Source organism: Rubrobacter tropicus (genome assembly GCF_011492945.1).
GTDB classification, from domain to species: domain Bacteria; phylum Actinomycetota; class Rubrobacteria; order Rubrobacterales; family Rubrobacteraceae; genus Rubrobacter_D; species Rubrobacter_D tropicus.
Genome location: NZ_CP045119.1, coordinates 2,466,544 through 2,484,441, shown reverse-complemented (window position 1 = coordinate 2,484,441; position 17,898 = coordinate 2,466,544). Strand labels below are relative to the sequence as shown.

The following is a 17,898-nucleotide window of genomic DNA, read 5'->3' as shown; positions in this document are numbered from 1 at the left end:
TTGTGTACATGTACCCTTTCGACTGGCGCCGTCGCAGACGAGGCCGGAGAGCCCGGACCCCTCCGACGCCGTACCGGTACGCATCTCCACCATTGGTTGCGTCAACGGCGCCAGGGTAACCCCAAGATGATGGACGACTTCACCACCTCTGAGATCTGGACTGGCGAGACTACCGTCTTCGTACGCCACGGCGGCTCGGGTCCACCTATCCTCCTCCTGCACGGCTTCCCCGAGACGCACCTGATGTGGCGCCACGTTGCGCCGCTGCTCGCCCGTCGCTTTACGGTTGTCCGCCCCGATCTCCGTGGCTATGGGAGGAGCGGCTGCCCGCCCTCAGCCCCCGACCACGCGCCGTATTCGAAGCGGTCCATGGCCGAAGACCTGGTGAGCGTGATGGACCGGCTTGGCTTTGCGCGCTTCTCCGTTGCCGGCCACGACCGCGGAGGCCGCGTCGCGTACCGCATGGCCCTCGACCACCCCGAGCGTATCGAAAGGCTCGCCGTCTTGGACGTCTTACCGACGGAGACGGTGTGGGAGCGGGCCGACCGGAGGTTCGCCTTGGCCTACTGGCCGTGGTCGCTGCTCGCCCAGCCCGAGCCGCTCCCCGAGCGCGTCCTGACCACGCTCCCTGAGACCGTCGTCGACGACGCGCTCGGTGGGTGGGGTTCTCCCGCGACCGCTTTTCCCGCAGAGATCCGCGACGCCTACGTGGAGGCCCTCCGGAATCCCTTCCACGCCCACGCCATCTGCGAGGAGTACCGGGCCGCCGCGACCGTAGACCGCGAGCACGACCGGGAGGACCGCGCGAACGGGCGCCGGATAGCTTGTCCCCTCCTGGCCCTGTGGAGCGCGAAAGGACCGCTGGGCACCTGGTACGAAGCGGAGGGCGGGCCGCTTGCGCTTTGGCGGGGGTGGGGTGAGGACGTTCGGGGCTACCCTTTGGACGCCGGTCACTTCTTCTCGGAGGAGGCGCCGGAGCGGACCGCCGGAGCCCTGAGTTGCTTCTTCGGCGGCGTCGGGGTCTCCCCGTCCCGGCCGTCCGACCCCGACGCCCTCGGGTTGTGAGCAGCCGCGCCGGGTCGCGCTGCCCGCGATGCCGAATACGTCCACCTTGAGCGCACCCTACACTCCGCGCACCGACGGCGGATAGGACATGGCTCTTGGCAGATAGAGCAACACGGAAAACGAACGGAAGGAGCATACGTGCGCCGGCTCGTCTATCATGTCTCCGCCACCCGGGACGGCTTCATCGCCGGTCCCGGCGGCGAGTTCGACTTCTTCGTCGTAAACGACGATCTCGCTGAGACCCTCAACGCCCGCTTCCCCGAGACCGTCGAACGCATCGCGAGAGGGCGCCGCGGACCTGCGTCACGCTACAACGGAACCGGGATTATCCCTCGACGCAAGTCCCGATGCGGAGCGGGTTTCGAGGCATGCCCTCATGACATCTGTCATATCTAATTCACGACGAACCTCACTACCGGACATTCGACTCCATTTATACGCTACTGGAAGCAGATACCGAGGATCAAGCCGGGGGCGGAGCCATGTCGGATAAGTCTATGGTCACTGACGTAGCGCCGCCGCGTGGGATCCGCGGGGCGAGGAACGCGAAGGCGGCATGATGAGGAGCTTGGTCCCAGCGATACTCGAGCGTGGCGGTTGGGAGCACGGACGCGCAAGGGCGTGCTGGTCGTACATATCGTTTCGGCGGGAGCCTGGATCGGGATCGACGTCGTCATGGCCGTTCTCGTCTTCATCGCCCTTGGCACCGATGACGACGGCATCAAGGCGCTCTGCTACCGGGCGCTTGAGCTATTCGTGGTGTGGCCGCTCCTTACGACCGGCCTCGTGTGCCTCTCAAGCGGCGTCGTTCTGGGCCTCGGCACCAAGTGGGGCCTCGTGCGTTACTGGTGGGTGGCTATCAAGCTGGCGATGAACATTCTGCTCACCGCGCTAGTCCTGGTGGCGTTGCGCCCGCAGGTCATGGAGATGGCCGAACAGGGCCGGCGGTTCATCTCCGGCCAAGCTGCCTCGCTGGCGGTGGGCGACCTGATCTATCCACCGATCGTCTCTCCGACCGCCCTGCTCATCGCGTTCGTGTTGGCGGTGTTCAAGCCGTGGGGCCGAATTCGTAAGCTTCGCCGGGACCACGGGGCGTGACCCTATCTGTGGTGTTCCTGGTGATCTGCGCACCAATGGCCAGGTTCGCCTGTCCTCCATTGACATTTGTCATGCCGAACCCACGACGCGCATCACTACCGGCCGTTCCGGCGGGTCCATACACTCGTCCCAAAGACGCAACGAGGGAGGATCCGAAATGACGGTATCGAGCAAGCGAAGGAACCTTTGGGCGCTTGGCGGCGTCCTGTTCGCCGCGTTCTTCATCGGGGGCGACTTTCTCGGGGGCGCGCTCGCGAACGGCGCGCTTCCCCTGCCGGGTGCCCCAGTCGGGGAGGTCGTACGCTACTTCTCCGAGAGCCGGACGGCGGCCCTGGCGGTGTCGGTGGCCCAGGTCCTCTCGGCCCTGTCCCTGCTCGTCTTCGTCGCGCCCGTCGCCACGCTGGTGCGGAGGGTGGCGGGCGAGAGGGGTTCGCTGCCCGACCTTACGTTGGGCGGTGGCATCCTCTCGGCGGGCTTCTTGCTGGTGTCCGCCCTCCTCGCCCTGGCGCTGGCCCTTGCGGCCTCGGGGTTGAGTCTGGGCCTCGTGGACGCCCTGCGAGGGGCGAACTTCCTGACCGGAGGAACGCTGCACGTCGCCTCGCTCGGGCTGTTCGAGGGGGCGACCTCGGTGGCCGCCCGCAGGACCAGGGCGCTGCCGGGCTGGATCTGCTGGCTCGGTATGGTGCAGGCGACGCTCGCGGTGTTGTCGTTGGCCTCGCTAATCTTCTTCCCGGCCGCACTCCTCATCCTGCTCGGAAGGATGCTCGGCTTCGTCTGGTGCATCGCCGTGGGTATCGTGCTGGTGCTCGGCAGGCGGCATGAAACGGGCGCGAGACCATCGTACGAGGGTGGATAGGGGGATGATCCGGGGAAGCCATGATTCGACCAACAACGTCTCTCGAGTCGGAGACCGCGTAGTCCTGGCGCAAACCTGTTTGTGGTTGGCGCGAAGCTCACCGGAAGGTCTCCGTGCGGCGAACTGATCGCGCCATCGTCGAGTCGTGGAGGGAGCGCCTGGAGCGCGTTCGCCCGCACGCGATAGATGCGGGACTCGCGGTCGTGGTGGCGGCTGCGGTCGTGATCGCAATGAGCGTGAGCGGTTATTCGGGACCGGACACCCGGCCTCCCGACGCCCTCGCCTACGCGCTGGGGGCGACGATCGGCGCTCTCGTGCTGGCCCGCAGGCGCTGGCCCGTGGGCGTGCTGGTGGCGTCGGTCGCCGCGCTTCAGGTCTACCATTTCGCGGGCTACCCGGGCATATCGGCGGCTGTGCCGCTCGCCGCCGCACTGTACACGGCCGCGGCCGCAGGGCGTCTCCGGTGGGCGCTGGGGGTCGCCGCCGTCTACCTGGTCGGACTACTGCTTTACGCGGTCCTTTGGTCTCCGGGACCGCCCGGACCGATACTCGACGAGCTGGTGCGGGACGGTTCCCTCCTGGCCGCCGTGCTGCTTTTCGGTGACGCGGTGCGCAGCCACCGCGCCCTGATGACCGAAGCCGCGGAGAGGTTGCGGCGGGCCGAGGAAGACCGGAAGCGGGAGGCGCAAGAGCGGAGCGCGGCGCGGGTGATCCAGGAGCAGTTGCTCCCCAAAGAGTTGCCGTCTCTTCCCGGCTGGCGCGTTGCGGCCTACTACGGGCCGGCTCGCGAGGTCGGCGGCGATTTCTACGATTTCCTCGAACTGCCCGACGGAAAGGTCGCCATCTTCACCGGCGACGTCGCGGACAAGGGCATCCCCGCCGCGCTCGTCATGGCTACGACTCACAGCATCCTGCGCGGCGACCTGCCGGGGCTCGTGTCCCCCGGCGCGGTGCTCGGGCGGGCCAACGACCGCCTGTACCCCGACATCCCGCCTCACATGTTCGTGACGTGCCTGTGCGCGGTGCTGGACTCCGTTAGTGGGCGTATGGTATACGCGAACGCGGGTCACAACCTTCCCTACGTGGCGACGGCGGATGGGGTCGCGGAGCTTCGCGCTGTCGGGATGCCGCTCGGCGCCATGCCCGGAATGGCCTACGAGGAAAACGAGGCATATCTCGCCCCCGGAGACGCCGTGCTTTTCCACAGCGACGGCCTCGTCGAAGCGCACGATCCGAGTGGCGAGATGTTCGGCTTCCCACGGCTCCGGAAACTCGTCGGGAACAGCGGCGGAGGCGAGCAACTCATCGACGAGTGCCTTGCCGAGCTTAAAAGGTTCGTCGGGGGCGACTGGAAGCAGGAGGACGACATCACCCTCGTGGCGCTCCAGAGGGATCGGAGTGAGTAGGTGAGCGAGACGGGAGGCGAGGGTGCGCGCCGGACCCTGGCCGACTTCGCCCTGCCCAGCGAATCCGGAAACGAGCGGGAGGCGATGGAGCGAGTCGCCGAGGCGGTGCGAGGGTTGGGCCTGGCGCCGGCGCGCCTGGAGAGACTCAAGACCGCCGTGGCCGAGGCGACGATGAACGCCATGGAGCACGGCAACGAATACCGACCGGGGGCACTCGTCGCCGTGCGGGTGCTCGCTTCGGCGGAGGACCTCTCGGTTCTCGTCACCGACCGGTGCAGTGGCCCGGTCCCCACCCCGGTCGCCGAAGCGCCCGACCTCAGGGCCAAGCTGGAAGAAGGAGAACCGCCGCGGGGATGGGGGCTGTTCCTGATCCGAAACATGGTGGACGAGCTGAACGTGACTACCGGCGAGGATCGCCACACCGTCGAGCTGGTCCTGCGCCTGAAAGGAGACGACGATGCCGGCGAAACGGCTTGAGACGAGCGTGCGCTACCGGCCCGGCGGCGCAGTCGTGATCGATCTTGGCGGCGAGATCGACGGCTTCGCGCGGGAAGCCCTGAACGCCGCCTACGATGAGGCCGAGAAGGGAGACCCGAGGGTAATCCTGCTCGACTTCGGGGGCGTCGACTACATCAACTCCTCCGGCATAGCCCTGATCGTGGGCGTCCTGGCGAGGGCGCGCCACTCGAAGCGGCGCCTGCTGGCCTGCGGCCTCTCGGAGCACTACGAGGAGATCTTCAGGATCACCCGTCTCTCGGACTTCGTGAGCGTCTTCGAGGACGAGGAGAGCGCCCTTACCGGTGCAGCAAAGAGCTGAAGGGCCAAGAAGGAGGATTAGACATGCCGCAAACGCAGGTAGCAATGGACGTTCGGAGAGTGGACGATGGGATCAGTATCGTGGACGTTCGGGGTGAGCTCACGGCTTTCGCCGAGGGCGTCTTGATGGACGCCTACGATCAGGCCGGCGCCGGAGGGAGACGCGTGATCGTTCTGAACCTCGAGGGCCTTCAGTACATGAACAGTTCCGGCATCGGGCTTCTGGTTACGCTGCTGATCCGGGTCAACCGCGAGGGGCGGAAGCTCCTTACCTGCGGCCTCTCCGAGCACTACCGCAACATCTTCCGTATCACGCGCCTGGACGACGCCATCGCCACCTTCGACTCGGAGGACGAGGCCGTCCGGGCGGCGAACGTGGCGTGAAGCCCGATAGATAGGCCCGAAGGGAGGAACGATGGCCGGCGAGACGCCGCGAGATCCGGAACGAGAAGGACGCAAGCCCGGCAGCGAGCCCCGCGACGCCGCCTACTGGGCGCGGCGCGTCGAGAGGTTGGAGGTCCCGGGCGTGCCGGAGGGAGCAATCAACCTGAACGTGAGCTCGCGGCGCGAGGTCGGCGCCCTACAGGGCTTCGGCCAGCTCTGGCAGAAGACCTACCGGGTGGAGTTGGCCGGCGCCGACGCCACCCCGGCGGAGGTGGTCAGGGTCTGGAAGGAGAGGTTCCCCAAGTTCCAGCCGCCGCAGAGCCGGTTCTACCCGTCGCTGGCGGGGGTGGCCCCCGGCGAGGTTCTGCTCATCAACGCCTCCATGCGTGGTGTGCCCGTCTACACGGGGGTTCGCGTCATCTACGCCGACGAGGAGTCCTTCACCGTGATGACGCCCGAAGGACACCCGGAGAGCGGCTGGAACACCTTCTCCGCCTACAGGGATGACGACGGGCGCATCGTCGCCCAGGTCCGGTCGCTCGCGCGGGCCAACGACCCGACCTACGAGCTGGGTTTCCGCATCGCCGGCTCGACAGAGCAGGAGCGGATCTGGACCCACGTCCTCAAGTCTTTGGCCGCCCACTTCGGCGCGAACGAGCCGGTGACGCTGGAGAAGGTCCTGGTGGACCCGAAGGTCCAGTGGTCGCAAGCCAAAAACGTCCGGCACAACGCCGGCTTGCGCTCCATACTCTACGCGATGGCCGCCCCCTTCCGCCGATCACCGGAGCAATACTCAACCGAAGCCCGCAACGGAAAGATTGGAGGGGTGCGAGAGGTCGAACTGTCGGCGGGAACCGTCGAGTACGAGGACACGAGCGGGGACGGTCCTATCTTGGTCCTGCTGCACGGGCTGGCCCAGAACGGCTCCTTGTGGCGCAACGTGGTGGCCGACCTGCGCGAGGACCACCGATGCATAGTGCCAACCCTCCCGCTCGGCGGACACCGCCGCCCGATGCGCCCCGACGCCGACCTTTCGATGCGCGGGCTCTCCCGGCTGGTGGCGGAGTTCCTGGAGCGTCTCGACTTGCGAGACGTCACGCTGGTGGAGAACGATTGGGGCGGGGCGCACCTGCTCGTCACGGAGAGGGGCGGTGAGCGGGTAGCACGTCTCGTCCTCACCTCCTGCGAGGCGTTCGACAACTACCCTCCGGGCCTCCCGGGCCGGGCCGTGTGGCTCGCGGCGAAGGTGCCCGGGGGCCTCAACGCCATGGTCCAACCGCTTCGCCTGCGTCCCCTGCGACGACTGCCGTTCGCTTTCGGCTGGATGAGCAAGCGTCCCGTGCCTGACGAGGTCATGGACGACTGGTTGCGGCCGGCGCTAACGCGATCGGAGGTCCGCCGCGACCTGCGCAAGTACCTGCGCGCCGTGGACAAACGCGACACGCTTGAGGCGGCCGAGCAGCTGCGGTCCTTCGACCGTCCGGCGCTGGTGGTGTGGGCCAAAGAGGATCGGGTCATGCCGCCAGATCATGGTCGCAGGCTCGCCGGGCTGCTCCCGCAAGGGCGCCTGGTCGAGATACCGGACAGCTACACCCTCATCCCCGAGGACCAGCCCAAAGAGCTCGCCCGCCTCATCCGCGGGTTCGTCCGGGACGCGCAGTGATGCTCCCTTCCAGGGGACGAGGCGTGGGCGGCGCAGGCCGGGACGACACACCGTTGCTGGGGTTAGAATGGATCCGCGTCCACCGCTTCGTGAGCGTAGGATCATCGTGAGCATTCTCGACGCCATAAAGAAGAAACCGCGGGGCCTTCCCGTCATACCGTGGCTGGTCGTCCCTCTCCTGGGGCTGTTCATCCTCGTCTACCCGATCAGGGTCCTGTTCGCCTCGGACCTCTCGACGGCTCGCTCCGCTTTCGCCCTCGGCGGAGCCGCGCTCTTCGCGGGCGTATTTTTGTGGCTGATGTTGACGCGTAAGCCGCTGCAGCTCGTGACGGCAGAGCCCTCCGAGGTCCTCAAGGTTCGCGTCGCGATAGCGTTCCTCGCCGTGCTGGCGGGCGCTCTGGGCTTCGGCGTGGGCCCCGAGTGGCGGATGCTCTTCTTCTATCACATAAACGCCGCCGCCGGTATCATGCTACCGAAGAGGGATGCTTACGTGACTATCGCCGCAATCGCGATCCTCACGTTGGTGGCGGGGGCCTCCACGGGATTTTGGTGGCTCGCGGCCCCGGCGATCGCCATCGGCCTCTGGTCCACCACCTTCGTCGGCCAGGTCGCCGCTGTCGCCCAGCTCAAGGCCGCCAGGGAAGAGCTGGCACGCCTGGCCGTCTCGGAGGAGCGGCTGCGTTTCGCCAGGGACCTCCACGACCTCCTCGGCCACAGCCTCTCCCTCATAACCCTGAAGAGCGAGCTCGCGGAGCGCCTGCTGCCCGAGACCCCCGAGAACCGGAAAGCCATCGAAGAGGTACGCGGCCTGCAGGGCGTGGCGAGGGGAGCGCTCAAGGAGGTGCGAGAGGCGGTCTCCGGCTACCGGAGGCCATCCCTGGACGAAGAGCTCGCGGGGGCCTGCGCGATGCTGGAGGCGGCCGGCATCTCCTGTCGCGCGCGCAAGGAGGTCGAGTCCCTGCCGGGCAACACGGAGGGTATCCTTACCTGGGTGGTAAGGGAAGGGGCGACGAACGTGGTCCGCCACAGTCGCGCGAAGCGATGCGACATACGGCTGACGCGGACCGGAGGCCGGGTTCGGGCCGAGGTTAGGGACGACGGTTCTGGTCTCCGCGAGAGGCGCGCGGACGACGGGGTGGGCGGCAGCGGGCTCGCCGGCCTCGCCGAGCGCGTACGGGCGAGCGGTGGGCAGTTCGAAGCGGGACCGCTGCCCGGCGGAGGTTTCGGTCTGCGCGTGATGCTACCGCTGGGGGAGGACGATAGCGCGGGAACCGCCGGGTGGGCGCGCTCGGGGGTCGGCGCCTCGGAAGGGGCGGAATGAGCCAGACGGCAAACAACCAGAGAACCGGACTCTCTCGCGACACCCCAACGTTTGGGTGGCTGATACCTTATGCCTGGCTGCTCTTCGCGGCGCTGTGGCTGTTCTTCTCCGCCGGCTTCGTGTCCGGGGTGCTCGGGGCGGGCCTCTCCCAGACGCAGACGTTGGTTTTCCTGGTCTCGCTGGCGGTGTTCGCGGTGCCCTTCGTCTGGCTCATGTTGCGCTACCCGTGTCCCGATCCCGGGTTGACGCTCCGGGAACTGCGGGCGCGCCTCGGCCTCATCGCGGTCTTGACCATCTTCGCCCTGTACGTCGAGATCGTGTACGGGCACGGCATCCCGTGGCGTTTCATGTACGTCGTCGTCGCGTGCGCCGTGACGCTTCCGGTGCGGCACGCGGCGTGGGGCGTGCTGCTCTCCGCAACCCTCGCGGTCGTCTTCTACGGGGCACGGTCGGGATGGGGGACGGTCGCGGACAACTGGGTGAACCTCGTCCCCTTCTTGACGAACGGGGTCGGCATGATCGTGGTGAGCCGGCTCGTGGTGACGGTCCGCGAGCTGCACGAGGCGCGCCAGGAGATCGCACGCCTGGCCGTCTCGGAGGAGCGGCTGCGGTTCGCGCGCGACCTGCACGACCTGCTCGGCCACAGCCTCTCCTCGATCACGCTCAAGAGCGAACTCGCGGGCAGGCTCCTCGCCGACGCCGGGGAGGGGTCCGGGGCCGCGAAGGAGGTGCGCGACATCCAGGCCATAGCGCGTGGGGCGCTTCGCGAGGTCAGGGAGGCGGTGTCTGGTTATCGCAGCCCCTCGCTCGAGGAGGAACTGGCCGGCGCCCGCGAGATGCTGGAGGCGGCCGGGATCTCTTGCCGGGTCCACAACGGGGTCGGCGCCCTGCCCACCGATATCCGGGCCATCTTGACCTGGACGGTGCGCGAAGGGGTCACGAACGTGGTCCGCCACAGCCGCGCCAAGAGGTGCGAGATCCGGCTGACCCAGGACGGCGACCTGATCCGCGCGGAGGTGAGGGACAACGGACGCGGTCCGAGTGGTGCCGGTAGCGGGACGGGGGGCAACGGCCTCGCCGGCCTCGACGAGCGCGTGGAGGCAAGCGGCGGGCGCTTCGAAGCCGGGCCGTTGCCCGACGGGGGTTCCGCCTCCGCGCCGATCTGCCGCTCGGAAGAGGCGTTCGGGAGAAGGACGGCGGGCGCGTGCCGGCTCAGGCCAACGGACACGCCTGGGAGGAGGACGGCGAAGCATGAACGTCAGGGTGCTGCTTGCGGAGGACCAGGCGATGGTGCGCGGGGCTCTCTCGGCCCTCCTCTCGATGGAGGAAGACATAGAGATAGTCGCCGAGGCCGCCCGCGGGGACGAGGTGCTCCCGGCGGCGCTCGACGCCTTCCCCGACGTGGCCCTGCTGGACATCGAGATGCCGGGAGGCGACGGCCTCTCGGCGGCGGTGGAACTCAAAGAGCGGCTTCCGGCTTGCCGCGTCATCATCCTGACGACCTTCGGGCGGGCCGGCTACCTGAAAAGGGCGATGGAGGCGGGCGCCGTGGGCTTCCTGCTCAAAGACGCCCCCGCCACGGAGCTCGCCACCGCCATCCGCCGCGTCGTGAAAGACGAGCGGGTGGTTGATCCCGGCCTGGCCGCCTCCGCCCTGAGCGAGGGCGGCAACCCCCTGACGGAGAGGGAGCGCGACGTACTCGCGGCCTCGGCCGACGGAGCGACGATAGGCGACATCGCGGACGGGCTCTACCTCTCGGAGGGGACCGTGCGCAACTACCTTTCGACCGCCATAAAGAAGCTGGGCGTTAGGAACCGGGTGGAGGCCGCCCGCTTCGCCGAGCGGAAGGGCTGGTTGTAGCGGATTGCGGTACACCGGATACCTCGGTTACCGAGGGCATTCGCCCCGACCGTGCCGTCCGACCCCGCCGATGGCCGCATGACTTCCGTCACGTGGAATCCATGACGAACCTCACTACACCGAAACGCGGCGCGCCAGTAGCCTATTCGGGTGTGGTCGATGGCGTGTAACAGACCGAGAACGACAACGGGAGGAATAACCGTGCAACCGAACGAGATCGCCGAGGTCCTGAACCGACCGATCGGCCGGGAACTGTTGGCCCGCGACCTGACCCGCTTGGCCTACGTCGCCAAGGACGGCACGCCCCGCAATGTCCCGATCGGGTTCACCTGGAACGGCTCGCAAATCGTCATGTGCACGTCGAAGAACGCGCCGAAGCTCCCGGCCCTGCGCGAAAACCCGGCGGTAGCCCTGACGATCGACACCGAGGTGCACCCGCCCAAGATCTTGCTCATCCGCGGCCGGGCCGAGCTGGACTTCGTCGATGGCATCCCGGACGAGTATCTCGGGGCGACCAGCACCTACGAGATGACCCCCGAGCAACGGGTCGAGTGGGAGGCGGAGGTGCGTTCGCTCTACCACGACGGCATGGTCCGCATCGTCGTGACCCCGACGTGGGCGAAGCTGATCGACTTCGAGACGACCCTCCCGAGCGCGGTCGAGGAACTGGTCCGGCAGCGGGAGGAGCGTCAGCACGGCTGACCGGCGAGCGCGAGCGCCTGCCGGCCGTCGAGGTCGAGAAGGGGTACGTCTTCGAGGGACCGAGACCTCGAATGCAAAGAAGCAAACGTATGGGGAAGATGAGAGGAGGACGAGCCGATGTCCGATCAGCGTATCGCCGGAGACGATCTAACGGTCTGGACCTATGACTGGGTGCCGGAGGGCCCGCGCGGCCGCGTCCGCGACATCCGGCTGCGCTGGGCGCTAGAGGAAGCGGGGCTCGACTACGCGGTGCGCACCGTTCCCTTCGAAGATCGAGGTCCCGAGCATCTCGCGCGTCAGCCGTTCGGACAGGTTCCGTTTCTCGAGGACGGCGACATAGTCATGTTCGAGAGCGGTGCGGGCCTGCTGCATCTCGGACGGAAGAGCGAGACGCTGATGCCGCGCGACCCCAGGGGCGAGGCGGAGGTGACGCAGTGGCTCGTCTCGGCGCTCAACTCGGTGGAGATGGTCACCGTGCCGTGGTGGTTCGTCAAGGTGTTGGGCGCACCGGAGAATCCACTCCACGACTGGATGATGCGGCGTTTCGATATGCTCGAACGGGTGCTCGAAGGCCGCGAATGGCTTGCCGCTTCGCGCTTCACCATCGCCGACATCCTGATGGCGGACGTGCTCCGCATCCCGAACGATCTCGGCAAGCTGGAAAACCATCCGGCCCTGCGTGGCTATCTGAGGCGCGCCCTCGCCCGCCCCGCTTTCGAGAGAGCGCGTGCCGACCAGCTGGCGCACTTCGAGGCAGCGGACGCAACGCGATCCGAAGACCGTCGAACAGCAGAGGAGAAGGATTGATGCCAGACTACCTCGGCGATTTCGACAGAACCAATGTGCGAGACGCATGACGGGACCGGGGAAGGCCACGGGGAGACCCAGGTTACGGCGCCTTTCTTTGCCCGCGGTGAAGGGCGGCGTTTGGCAGGGTCTGCCGGCTCGGGTGACATTTGTCATGCCGACCTCACGACGAATCTCACTACCGGGCGTCGGGGACCGACCGTACACTCGTCCGTGTGGAAAGCATCCGGCATAGTGAGGTGTGGACCCTGCGCTTCGGACTCGAGGGGGAGACTCCACCAAACCCCGCCATGAACCCTGCGACGCATGGCGGGACTAACGGTGGCGGGGGCCGGCGACGAAGCGCTTTGGCCGACCCGCGCGTGGTCTTTGGGGGTGCGAAACCGCGGTCTTCGCGGATAATGGGGCCATGGCGAGGCTCGCGATCATACACCCCGGGTACCCCGCTGGCGGGCGGTTGGGGGTCCACGGCGATGAGATCGCGGGCGTCCGCTCCCGCGGGGGCTTGGCGGGTCCGCACCGCAGAAGGAAGGAGAGCCCGATGTCGAGCATCAGGGTGGACCTCACCACCGACCATCTTCGGTCGCTCCGGCCCGACGGTCTGAAGCCGTGCTGATCTACTCGATGAGCGTTTCGGTGGACGGCTTCATCGCCGACCGTGAGGGCGCGTTCGGGTGGACGGCGCCCAGCGACGAGCTGTTCCGTTTCCACCTCGCAGAGGTACGCGAGCTCGGCGGGATTCTACTCGGCCGCAGGCTCTACGAGACGATGCTGGTGTGGGAGACGGATCCGTCGCTGCGCGACAACGAGCTCGGGGCCGCGTTCGCCGACGTCTGGTGCGCGATCCCGAAGGTCGTCTTCAGCCGCACGCTCGACGGCGTCCGGGGCAACGCCCGGCTCTCCAAGGCGTCACTGGCCGAGGAGGTCGCCGCGGCGCTCGACGCGACCGACAAGGACGTCGAGATCGGCGGCGCCGGCCTGGCCGCGCAGGCGGTCGAGCTCGGTCTTGTCGATGAGCTGCGCATGTTCCGCTATCCGGTCGTCGTCGGTGGCGGCACGCCGTTCTTGCCGCCGGTCACCGAGGACGTCCCGCTCGACCTGGTCGAGACCAGGACGTTCGGCTCGCGCGTCATCTACGAGCGCTACCGCCGCGTCCGCGATGACCCGGACTGATACCTCCAACGGCGCGCTCGACCGATCGGCCGGCTTGTGCCACAGGCCGGCCTCCGCGGCCAGCCCGGGTCCCGCCATGCGTCCCGCACATTACGGCGAGGTTTCACTCTACCCACCTAAATCTACCTTTTGGTGGATGTCTTTTTGCCCGGTCGACGACACCATCGAAGGCAGCTCAATGAAAGAAGACGAGATGCAGAACCTAACGAAGGAAATCTCCATGAGGAAGGTGATCGCAGCCGAATTCCTGTCGCTGGACGGGGTGATGGAGTAGCCGGATCAGTGGCACTTCCCTTACTGCAATGACGAGATGGGGCGGGTGATCCTCACGGCTGCCCCAACGGTGCGTCGCAGACTTCCACGACTGGGTCTACGCAAGACGGGACGATTTCGGAAGACCAAGAGCCTCGAAGATCCACGTCTCACCCGGGAGCTGCCGCACGAGCCTGGACCCGAACAGGAAGGAGAACGCCATGATGAATACACCACCGACCGTTTCGCCGCAGGAGTGGCACGTCGCCTGGGAGCAGATGCTGGTGAAGGAGAAGGAGCTGACCCGCGCCCGCGACGCGCTGGCCGCCGAGCGCCGTCGGATGCCGTGGATGGCCGTGGAGAAGGACTACCGCTTCGAGGGTCCGAACGGCCCGGCGAGCCTGCTCGACCTGTTCGAAGGGCGTCGCCAGCTCGTCGTCTACCGCTTCTTCTACGGGCCGGAGGTCACCACCTACGCGGAGGGCGGCTCCTACCCGGAGCGGGGCTGCGTGGGCTGCTCGTTCGGCGCCGACCAGGTGACGCCGCACCCCGCACACCTGAACGCACGGGACACGACGCTCGCGTTCGCCTCGCGCGCCCCCCAGGCCGACATCCAGCGCCTCAAGGAGCGCCACGGATGGGGCCACATCCCCTGGTACACGATCCCCGAAGACTCCGACTTCGACTCGGACTTCGGCGTCCGCGACTGGCACGGGCACAACGCCTTCATCCGAGAGGGTGACAGGATCTTCCGCACATACTTCATCAATGGCCGCGGCGACGAGGCGATGGGCACGACCTGGAGCTACCTCGACATGACGGCGCTCGGCCGCCAGGAGGAATGGGAGGACTCGCCGGAGGGATACCCGCAGACGCCGCCCTATGAGTGGTGGAACTACCATGACGCCTACGATGCCGAGCCGTCGCAGGAGCACCTGGAGCAGACCGCCCGCGCGCTCGACGCCCGAAAGGATGGTGGCGCACCGTGAACGCGCGAGTGAAGCGAGCCCTCTACTACGGCGCGACCAGCCTCGACGGCTACCTCGCCGACCCGGACGACGGTCTCGAGTGGCTCCTGCAGTTCGAGGGCACGTACGACGCGCCGGACGCGGAACCCGGACCGATGGGGGAGGGCGGTGGCTACGAGCAGTTCTACGACGGCGTCGGCGCACTCATAAGCGGCTCGACGACCTACGAGTTTGTCGTCGAGCACTTCCGTGATGAAGCCTGGCCGTACGCGGGCAAGCCCTACTGGGTCTTGAGCTCGCGAGATCTACCCGTGCCCGGGGGTGAGGGCGTCGATGTCCGGGTTGTCGATGCGAGCGTCGAGGAGATCTACGGCGACGTTGTTGCCTCCGCGGGTGATCGCGCGGTATGGCTCGTCGGCGGCGGAAACGTGGCGTCGCAGTTCGCCGACGCGGGCCTGATCGAGGAGCTGATCCTGACCGTCGTTCCGGTCGTGCTCGGCGACGGCAAGCCGCTGTTCGACCGACCGCCCAACGCTTCGTTCGCGCTGCTTGGCACCCGCGCCTTCTCCAACGGGATGGCCGAGTTGCACTACAGGCTCGTCGGCTGACGAGCATGGGCCAAGACGGCCACCTGGCGAAGGCCACCAACGAACAGGGAAGGAGCGACACGCGCGTGGTGTGGGCGACGAATTCGAACGGAGTGTGCCTATGACCGAGCACGCGGTAGTGATCACTACGGGGTCTTTGACGCCCTGGAGCTTCCCTCGCATCTGACGATCGTGTAACGACGTCGTTATCCGACTCGAGGCCACGTCGGCCCGACAAGAGGAGGCTATTTCGATGTTCGACGCTTTGCGAATCTTGACTTTGCTACTCGTGGTTTTCGCGATGACTCCGGCGCTCGCCCACGCCCTCGAGTTCCCCGGAAAGCTGCGGCTCTCCAGAGACGCTTACATCGCGATGCAGCCCATCTATTATCCGGGCTTCACCATCGCAGGTGTTTGTGAGCCTCTTGCCATCATCTCCACGGCCATCCTCTTGTTCGCGACTCCATCGGGAACCGCGGACTTCTGGCTGACGCTCGTGGCGCTGCTCGGCCTCGTCGGCATGCACGCGGCATACTGGATCTTGACACACCCGGTCAACAAGTTCTGGCTCGAGGACGAGAGACTGGGCGGCTTCAGCGCGGGGTTCTTCTCGTTCGCGTCAGCGGGCGCGCATCAGGACGAAAATCGCCCGATGAATTGGACTGACCTGCGCGACCGTTGGGAGTACTCGCACGTCGTACGAGCGGGATTGTCGGCGGTGAGCCTCGTCGCCCTCGCCGCGTTCGCCTGACGGGCCCGACCGCGAGACGCTCGACGACCTCGGCACCGCCGGGCGCTGAGCGGACCCGTGCGCCCATGCTGAGGAGCGGCGTTGCCGATCCGGGCCGCCGGTGGCCTCCTGGACGGCACCGTGGCCGATGAGATGGAACGACGCCCCCCGGACCGGTCTTGGGATATCTGCCCCAGGACTTCGGGGTCTACCCGAAGCTGACCGCCCCCGAGTTCCTCTCCTACCTGGCGGCGGTGAAGGGGCTCTCCGTCCGCGCGGCGCGGGCGCGGATCGACGAGCTGCTGGAGCTGGTCAATTTAAGCGAGGCGCGGAAGCGGCCTCTAGGCAGGTACTCGGGCGGGATGCGCCAGAGGGTCGGCATCGCCCGGGCGCTCCTCAACGACCCGCGGCTCCTGATCGTCGACGAGCCCACGGCAGGTCTTGACCCAGAGGAGAGGGTGCGGTTCCGCAACATGCTGGTTCGTTTGTGAGACGGCCGTGAAGACTCGTCGCGTGGGCCCGCCCGCTCCCGGAAGGCGCGGGCCAGGTGGCCGGCGCTAACCGATCCTGCGCGCCTTCCAGGGCTCAAGGCATCCAAGGCTTTTCGACCTGGACGACCTCGACGAAGGCGGGTGGCTGAAAGTGCTCAGGCTGGAGGAGTACGCTCCCAGGAAGGAATCGCCTGCTATCTCCCCCCAACAGGCACTACTCTTATTTCATAGAGCTCAGGGCTAACATTTGACACATAGGGCGGGGAATATCACAGGACGGGGTGTGTCATCCGAGGTTGGATGGATAAGCCGCGTTCTGCGGCAACTATCGCGCACGGAGCTCGCGCCGAAACTCGCGAGAGGTCGCCGTCTCGAAGGCGGCCAGCCCGCACAGCAGCACCGTGAGGACGGCGAAAGTGATGAGGGAGGGGACCGAAACCGCCACGAGGATGAGCACGCAGCACAGGATCGTCACCACCAGCCTGGGGACGCCCACGCTGCCCTCGGCGCGCAGCCTGAAGGCGTTGTGCCCGAGGAGGTAGAGCGCGACGCCGCCGCACAGCGCCACGGCCGGGATAGTACCCAGCGGGTCCCCGACGTGGGCCAGGGTCTGCTCGATGCCGAGGGCGGCGAAGACTATCCCGGCCACCATCGGCAGGTGCAGGTAGCTGTAGGAGTCTCGCGCCAGCCTCACCCGCCCCTCTCCCCGGGCCGCGGAGAGTCTCCGCTCGGCAGACAGCCTTGCGAGGTCGAAGTAGGCCCACCACAGGGCCGCTGCGAGCACGATGCCGAGCCCGGAGGCGAGGAGCACCCCGGCCCCGAGCCCTACCCCCGAAGCCCCGACGCCTACCGCCACGATGGATTCGCCCAGGGCTATGATGATTATGAGGCCGTGGCGCTCGGCGAAGTGCCCGGCATGGACCCTGAAGCCCGAGACGCTGCGAACGAAAGCCACGCCGTAGCCTACAGCGAGCGCCGCGGCCCAGAGCGCTCCCTGGGCGAGGCCGTCGAGGAAGCCGGCCACGACGAGCAGCGTCGGGCCCACCAAGAGGCCGGGCGCGAGCCGTAGGACGGCCCGATGTTGTTCAGGATCGCCGCCGGTGGCGAGCGCGTACAGGAGCTGGTGCAAGAGCTGCACCACGAAGTAGGTTGAGCCGAAGAGCACCCCGTAATCGTCGAAGGCTCCGGGGACGGCGAGCGAGGCCATAAACATGGCCGCCATCGCGGCAAAGATCACCAACCGCGCGGGGATCGCCTCCTCGGCTGGTACGGCGTTGGTCAGCCACGAGTAACTCGCCCACGACGACCACAGCACCGTGAGCAGCGCGGCGGCCTGCAACATACCCAACCACGTGAGGTGATCGACGAGGAAGCCGGTCACCTGGGTGAGGGCGAAGACGAAGACCAGGTCGAAGAACAGCTCCAGGGGCGTGACCCGCTCCTCGTTCTCCCCTCGGGCTCGCAGCAACCCTCCCTGATCGGAGACGTGCATCGTCCACCTCCTGTCCCTATCGTGGCCGCCCTAACGCGGCCGGTTCCATCTTGCCATGCGGGGATCTTCGCTACTTTGGCGGGCGCCCTCACGCGTTAGCCGGCCTTCCGAGAAGGCGCCTTCGCGCAGGAGCTCCACCACGACGCCGGAGAAGCCACCGTAGAGCGGGTCGAGCTCTACGCGCTCCACGTCGATGAGACTTTCGTGCGGGTCTCCGTACACCCGAA

Annotated in this window: 20 protein-coding genes and 3 pseudogenes; 20 read left to right on the top strand and 3 right to left on the bottom strand. The window is 67.2% G+C overall.

The window, feature by feature from the left end; genetic code table 11:
• The first annotated feature begins 126 nt into the window (after window positions 1-126).
• The 11 genes and pseudogenes from GBA63_RS12380 to GBA63_RS12335 all read left to right on the top strand — a co-directional run bounded on the left by GBA63_RS12380 (window position 127) and on the right by GBA63_RS12335 (window position 8,609).
• Window positions 127-1,065, top strand: coding sequence for an alpha/beta fold hydrolase (locus GBA63_RS12380; protein ID WP_166176484.1), 939 nt, complete (start codon window positions 127-129; stop codon window positions 1,063-1,065).
• Window positions 1,066-1,203: 138 nt separating this feature from the next.
• Window positions 1,204-1,461, top strand: coding sequence for a hypothetical protein (locus GBA63_RS12375; RefSeq protein ID WP_166176482.1), 258 nt, complete (start codon window positions 1,204-1,206; stop codon window positions 1,459-1,461).
• 225 nt (window positions 1,462-1,686) lie between these two features.
• On the top strand, window positions 1,687-2,163 hold the full coding sequence (locus tag GBA63_RS12370; protein ID WP_207956755.1) for a hypothetical protein: 477 nt from the start codon (window positions 1,687-1,689) through the stop codon (window positions 2,161-2,163).
• A 157-nt stretch (window positions 2,164-2,320) separates the two neighbouring features.
• Complete coding sequence (locus GBA63_RS12365) at window positions 2,321-3,019, top strand: hypothetical protein (protein ID WP_166176478.1); 699 nt, start codon at window positions 2,321-2,323, stop codon at window positions 3,017-3,019.
• A 113-nt stretch (window positions 3,020-3,132) separates the two neighbouring features.
• Window positions 3,133-4,425: a PP2C family protein-serine/threonine phosphatase gene (locus GBA63_RS12360; RefSeq protein ID WP_166176476.1), complete on the top strand. Its 1,293-nt coding sequence runs from the start codon at window positions 3,133-3,135 to the stop codon at window positions 4,423-4,425.
• Window positions 4,426-4,902 carry an ATP-binding protein gene (locus tag GBA63_RS12355; RefSeq protein WP_166176474.1) on the top strand — a complete coding sequence of 159 codons (477 nt, stop codon included), beginning with the start codon at window positions 4,426-4,428 and terminating at the stop codon, window positions 4,900-4,902. It begins immediately after the preceding gene.
• Window positions 4,883-5,242: an STAS domain-containing protein gene (locus GBA63_RS12350; protein ID WP_166176472.1), complete on the top strand. Its 360-nt coding sequence runs from the start codon at window positions 4,883-4,885 to the stop codon at window positions 5,240-5,242. The genes GBA63_RS12355 and GBA63_RS12350 overlap by 20 nt, the downstream gene beginning before the upstream one ends.
• Before the next feature lie 23 nt (window positions 5,243-5,265).
• Window positions 5,266-5,625, top strand: a complete 360-nt coding sequence (locus GBA63_RS12345; RefSeq protein WP_166176470.1) for an STAS domain-containing protein — start codon at window positions 5,266-5,268, stop codon at window positions 5,623-5,625.
• A gap of 31 nt (window positions 5,626-5,656) precedes the next feature.
• Window positions 5,657-6,205, top strand: a pseudogene (locus GBA63_RS24425) (DUF1990 family protein); the annotation flags it as partial.
• Window positions 6,206-6,451: 246 nt separating this feature from the next.
• Window positions 6,452-7,288 carry an alpha/beta fold hydrolase gene (locus tag GBA63_RS24420; protein WP_407690844.1) on the top strand — a complete coding sequence of 279 codons (837 nt, stop codon included), beginning with the start codon at window positions 6,452-6,454 and terminating at the stop codon, window positions 7,286-7,288.
• Window positions 7,289-7,394: 106 nt separating this feature from the next.
• Window positions 7,395-8,609, top strand: a complete 1,215-nt coding sequence (locus tag GBA63_RS12335; RefSeq protein WP_166176466.1) for an ATP-binding protein — start codon at window positions 7,395-7,397, stop codon at window positions 8,607-8,609.
• 67 nt (window positions 8,610-8,676) lie between these two features.
• On the opposite strand, the gene GBA63_RS12330 is transcribed toward GBA63_RS12335, so the two are convergent.
• Window positions 8,677-8,823 (bottom strand): hypothetical protein, encoded by a 147-nt coding sequence (locus GBA63_RS12330; protein WP_166172267.1) that lies wholly within the window; start codon window positions 8,821-8,823, stop codon window positions 8,677-8,679.
• Between GBA63_RS12330 and GBA63_RS24415 the strand changes: the two are divergent.
• The 9 genes and pseudogenes from GBA63_RS24415 to GBA63_RS12285 all read left to right on the top strand — a co-directional run.
• A pseudogene (locus GBA63_RS24415) lies at window positions 8,822-9,355 on the top strand (histidine kinase); the annotation flags it as partial. The gene GBA63_RS12330 and the pseudogene GBA63_RS24415 sit on opposite strands and share 2 nt — an antisense overlap.
• Window positions 9,356-9,860: 505 nt before the next feature.
• On the top strand, window positions 9,861-10,469 hold the full coding sequence (locus tag GBA63_RS12320; RefSeq protein WP_166176464.1) for a response regulator transcription factor: 609 nt from the start codon (window positions 9,861-9,863) through the stop codon (window positions 10,467-10,469).
• A 201-nt stretch (window positions 10,470-10,670) separates the two neighbouring features.
• On the top strand, window positions 10,671-11,171 hold the full coding sequence (locus GBA63_RS12315; RefSeq protein ID WP_166176462.1) for a pyridoxamine 5'-phosphate oxidase family protein: 501 nt from the start codon (window positions 10,671-10,673) through the stop codon (window positions 11,169-11,171).
• Window positions 11,172-11,288: 117 nt separating this feature from the next.
• Window positions 11,289-11,978, top strand: coding sequence for a glutathione S-transferase family protein (locus tag GBA63_RS12310; RefSeq protein WP_166176460.1), 690 nt, complete (start codon window positions 11,289-11,291; stop codon window positions 11,976-11,978).
• A 609-nt stretch (window positions 11,979-12,587) separates the two neighbouring features.
• Complete coding sequence (locus tag GBA63_RS12305; RefSeq protein WP_166176458.1) at window positions 12,588-13,151, top strand: dihydrofolate reductase family protein; 564 nt, start codon at window positions 12,588-12,590, stop codon at window positions 13,149-13,151.
• 476 nt (window positions 13,152-13,627) lie between these two features.
• On the top strand, window positions 13,628-14,392 hold the full coding sequence (locus GBA63_RS12300) for a DUF899 domain-containing protein (RefSeq protein WP_166180132.1): 765 nt from the start codon (window positions 13,628-13,630) through the stop codon (window positions 14,390-14,392).
• On the top strand, window positions 14,389-14,979 hold the full coding sequence (locus GBA63_RS12295) for a dihydrofolate reductase family protein (protein WP_166176456.1): 591 nt from the start codon (window positions 14,389-14,391) through the stop codon (window positions 14,977-14,979). The genes GBA63_RS12300 and GBA63_RS12295 overlap by 4 nt, the downstream gene beginning before the upstream one ends.
• Before the next feature lie 232 nt (window positions 14,980-15,211).
• A complete protein-coding gene (locus GBA63_RS12290) occupies window positions 15,212-15,709 on the top strand; it encodes an anthrone oxygenase family protein (protein ID WP_166176454.1) in 498 nt (165 codons plus the stop codon).
• A gap of 158 nt (window positions 15,710-15,867) precedes the next feature.
• Window positions 15,868-16,176: pseudogene (locus GBA63_RS12285) on the top strand (ATP-binding cassette domain-containing protein); the annotation flags it as partial.
• A gap of 328 nt (window positions 16,177-16,504) precedes the next feature.
• Here GBA63_RS12285 and GBA63_RS12280 read toward each other — a convergent pair.
• Together GBA63_RS12280 and GBA63_RS12275 are read right to left on the bottom strand one after the other, a co-directional pair.
• Window positions 16,505-17,671, bottom strand: a complete 1,167-nt coding sequence (locus GBA63_RS12280) for a low temperature requirement protein A (protein ID WP_166176452.1) — start codon at window positions 17,669-17,671, stop codon at window positions 16,505-16,507.
• 30 nt (window positions 17,672-17,701) lie between these two features.
• Window positions 17,702-17,893: a hypothetical protein gene (locus GBA63_RS12275; RefSeq protein ID WP_166176450.1), complete on the bottom strand. Its 192-nt coding sequence runs from the start codon at window positions 17,891-17,893 to the stop codon at window positions 17,702-17,704.
• Window positions 17,894-17,898 lie beyond the last annotated feature (5 nt).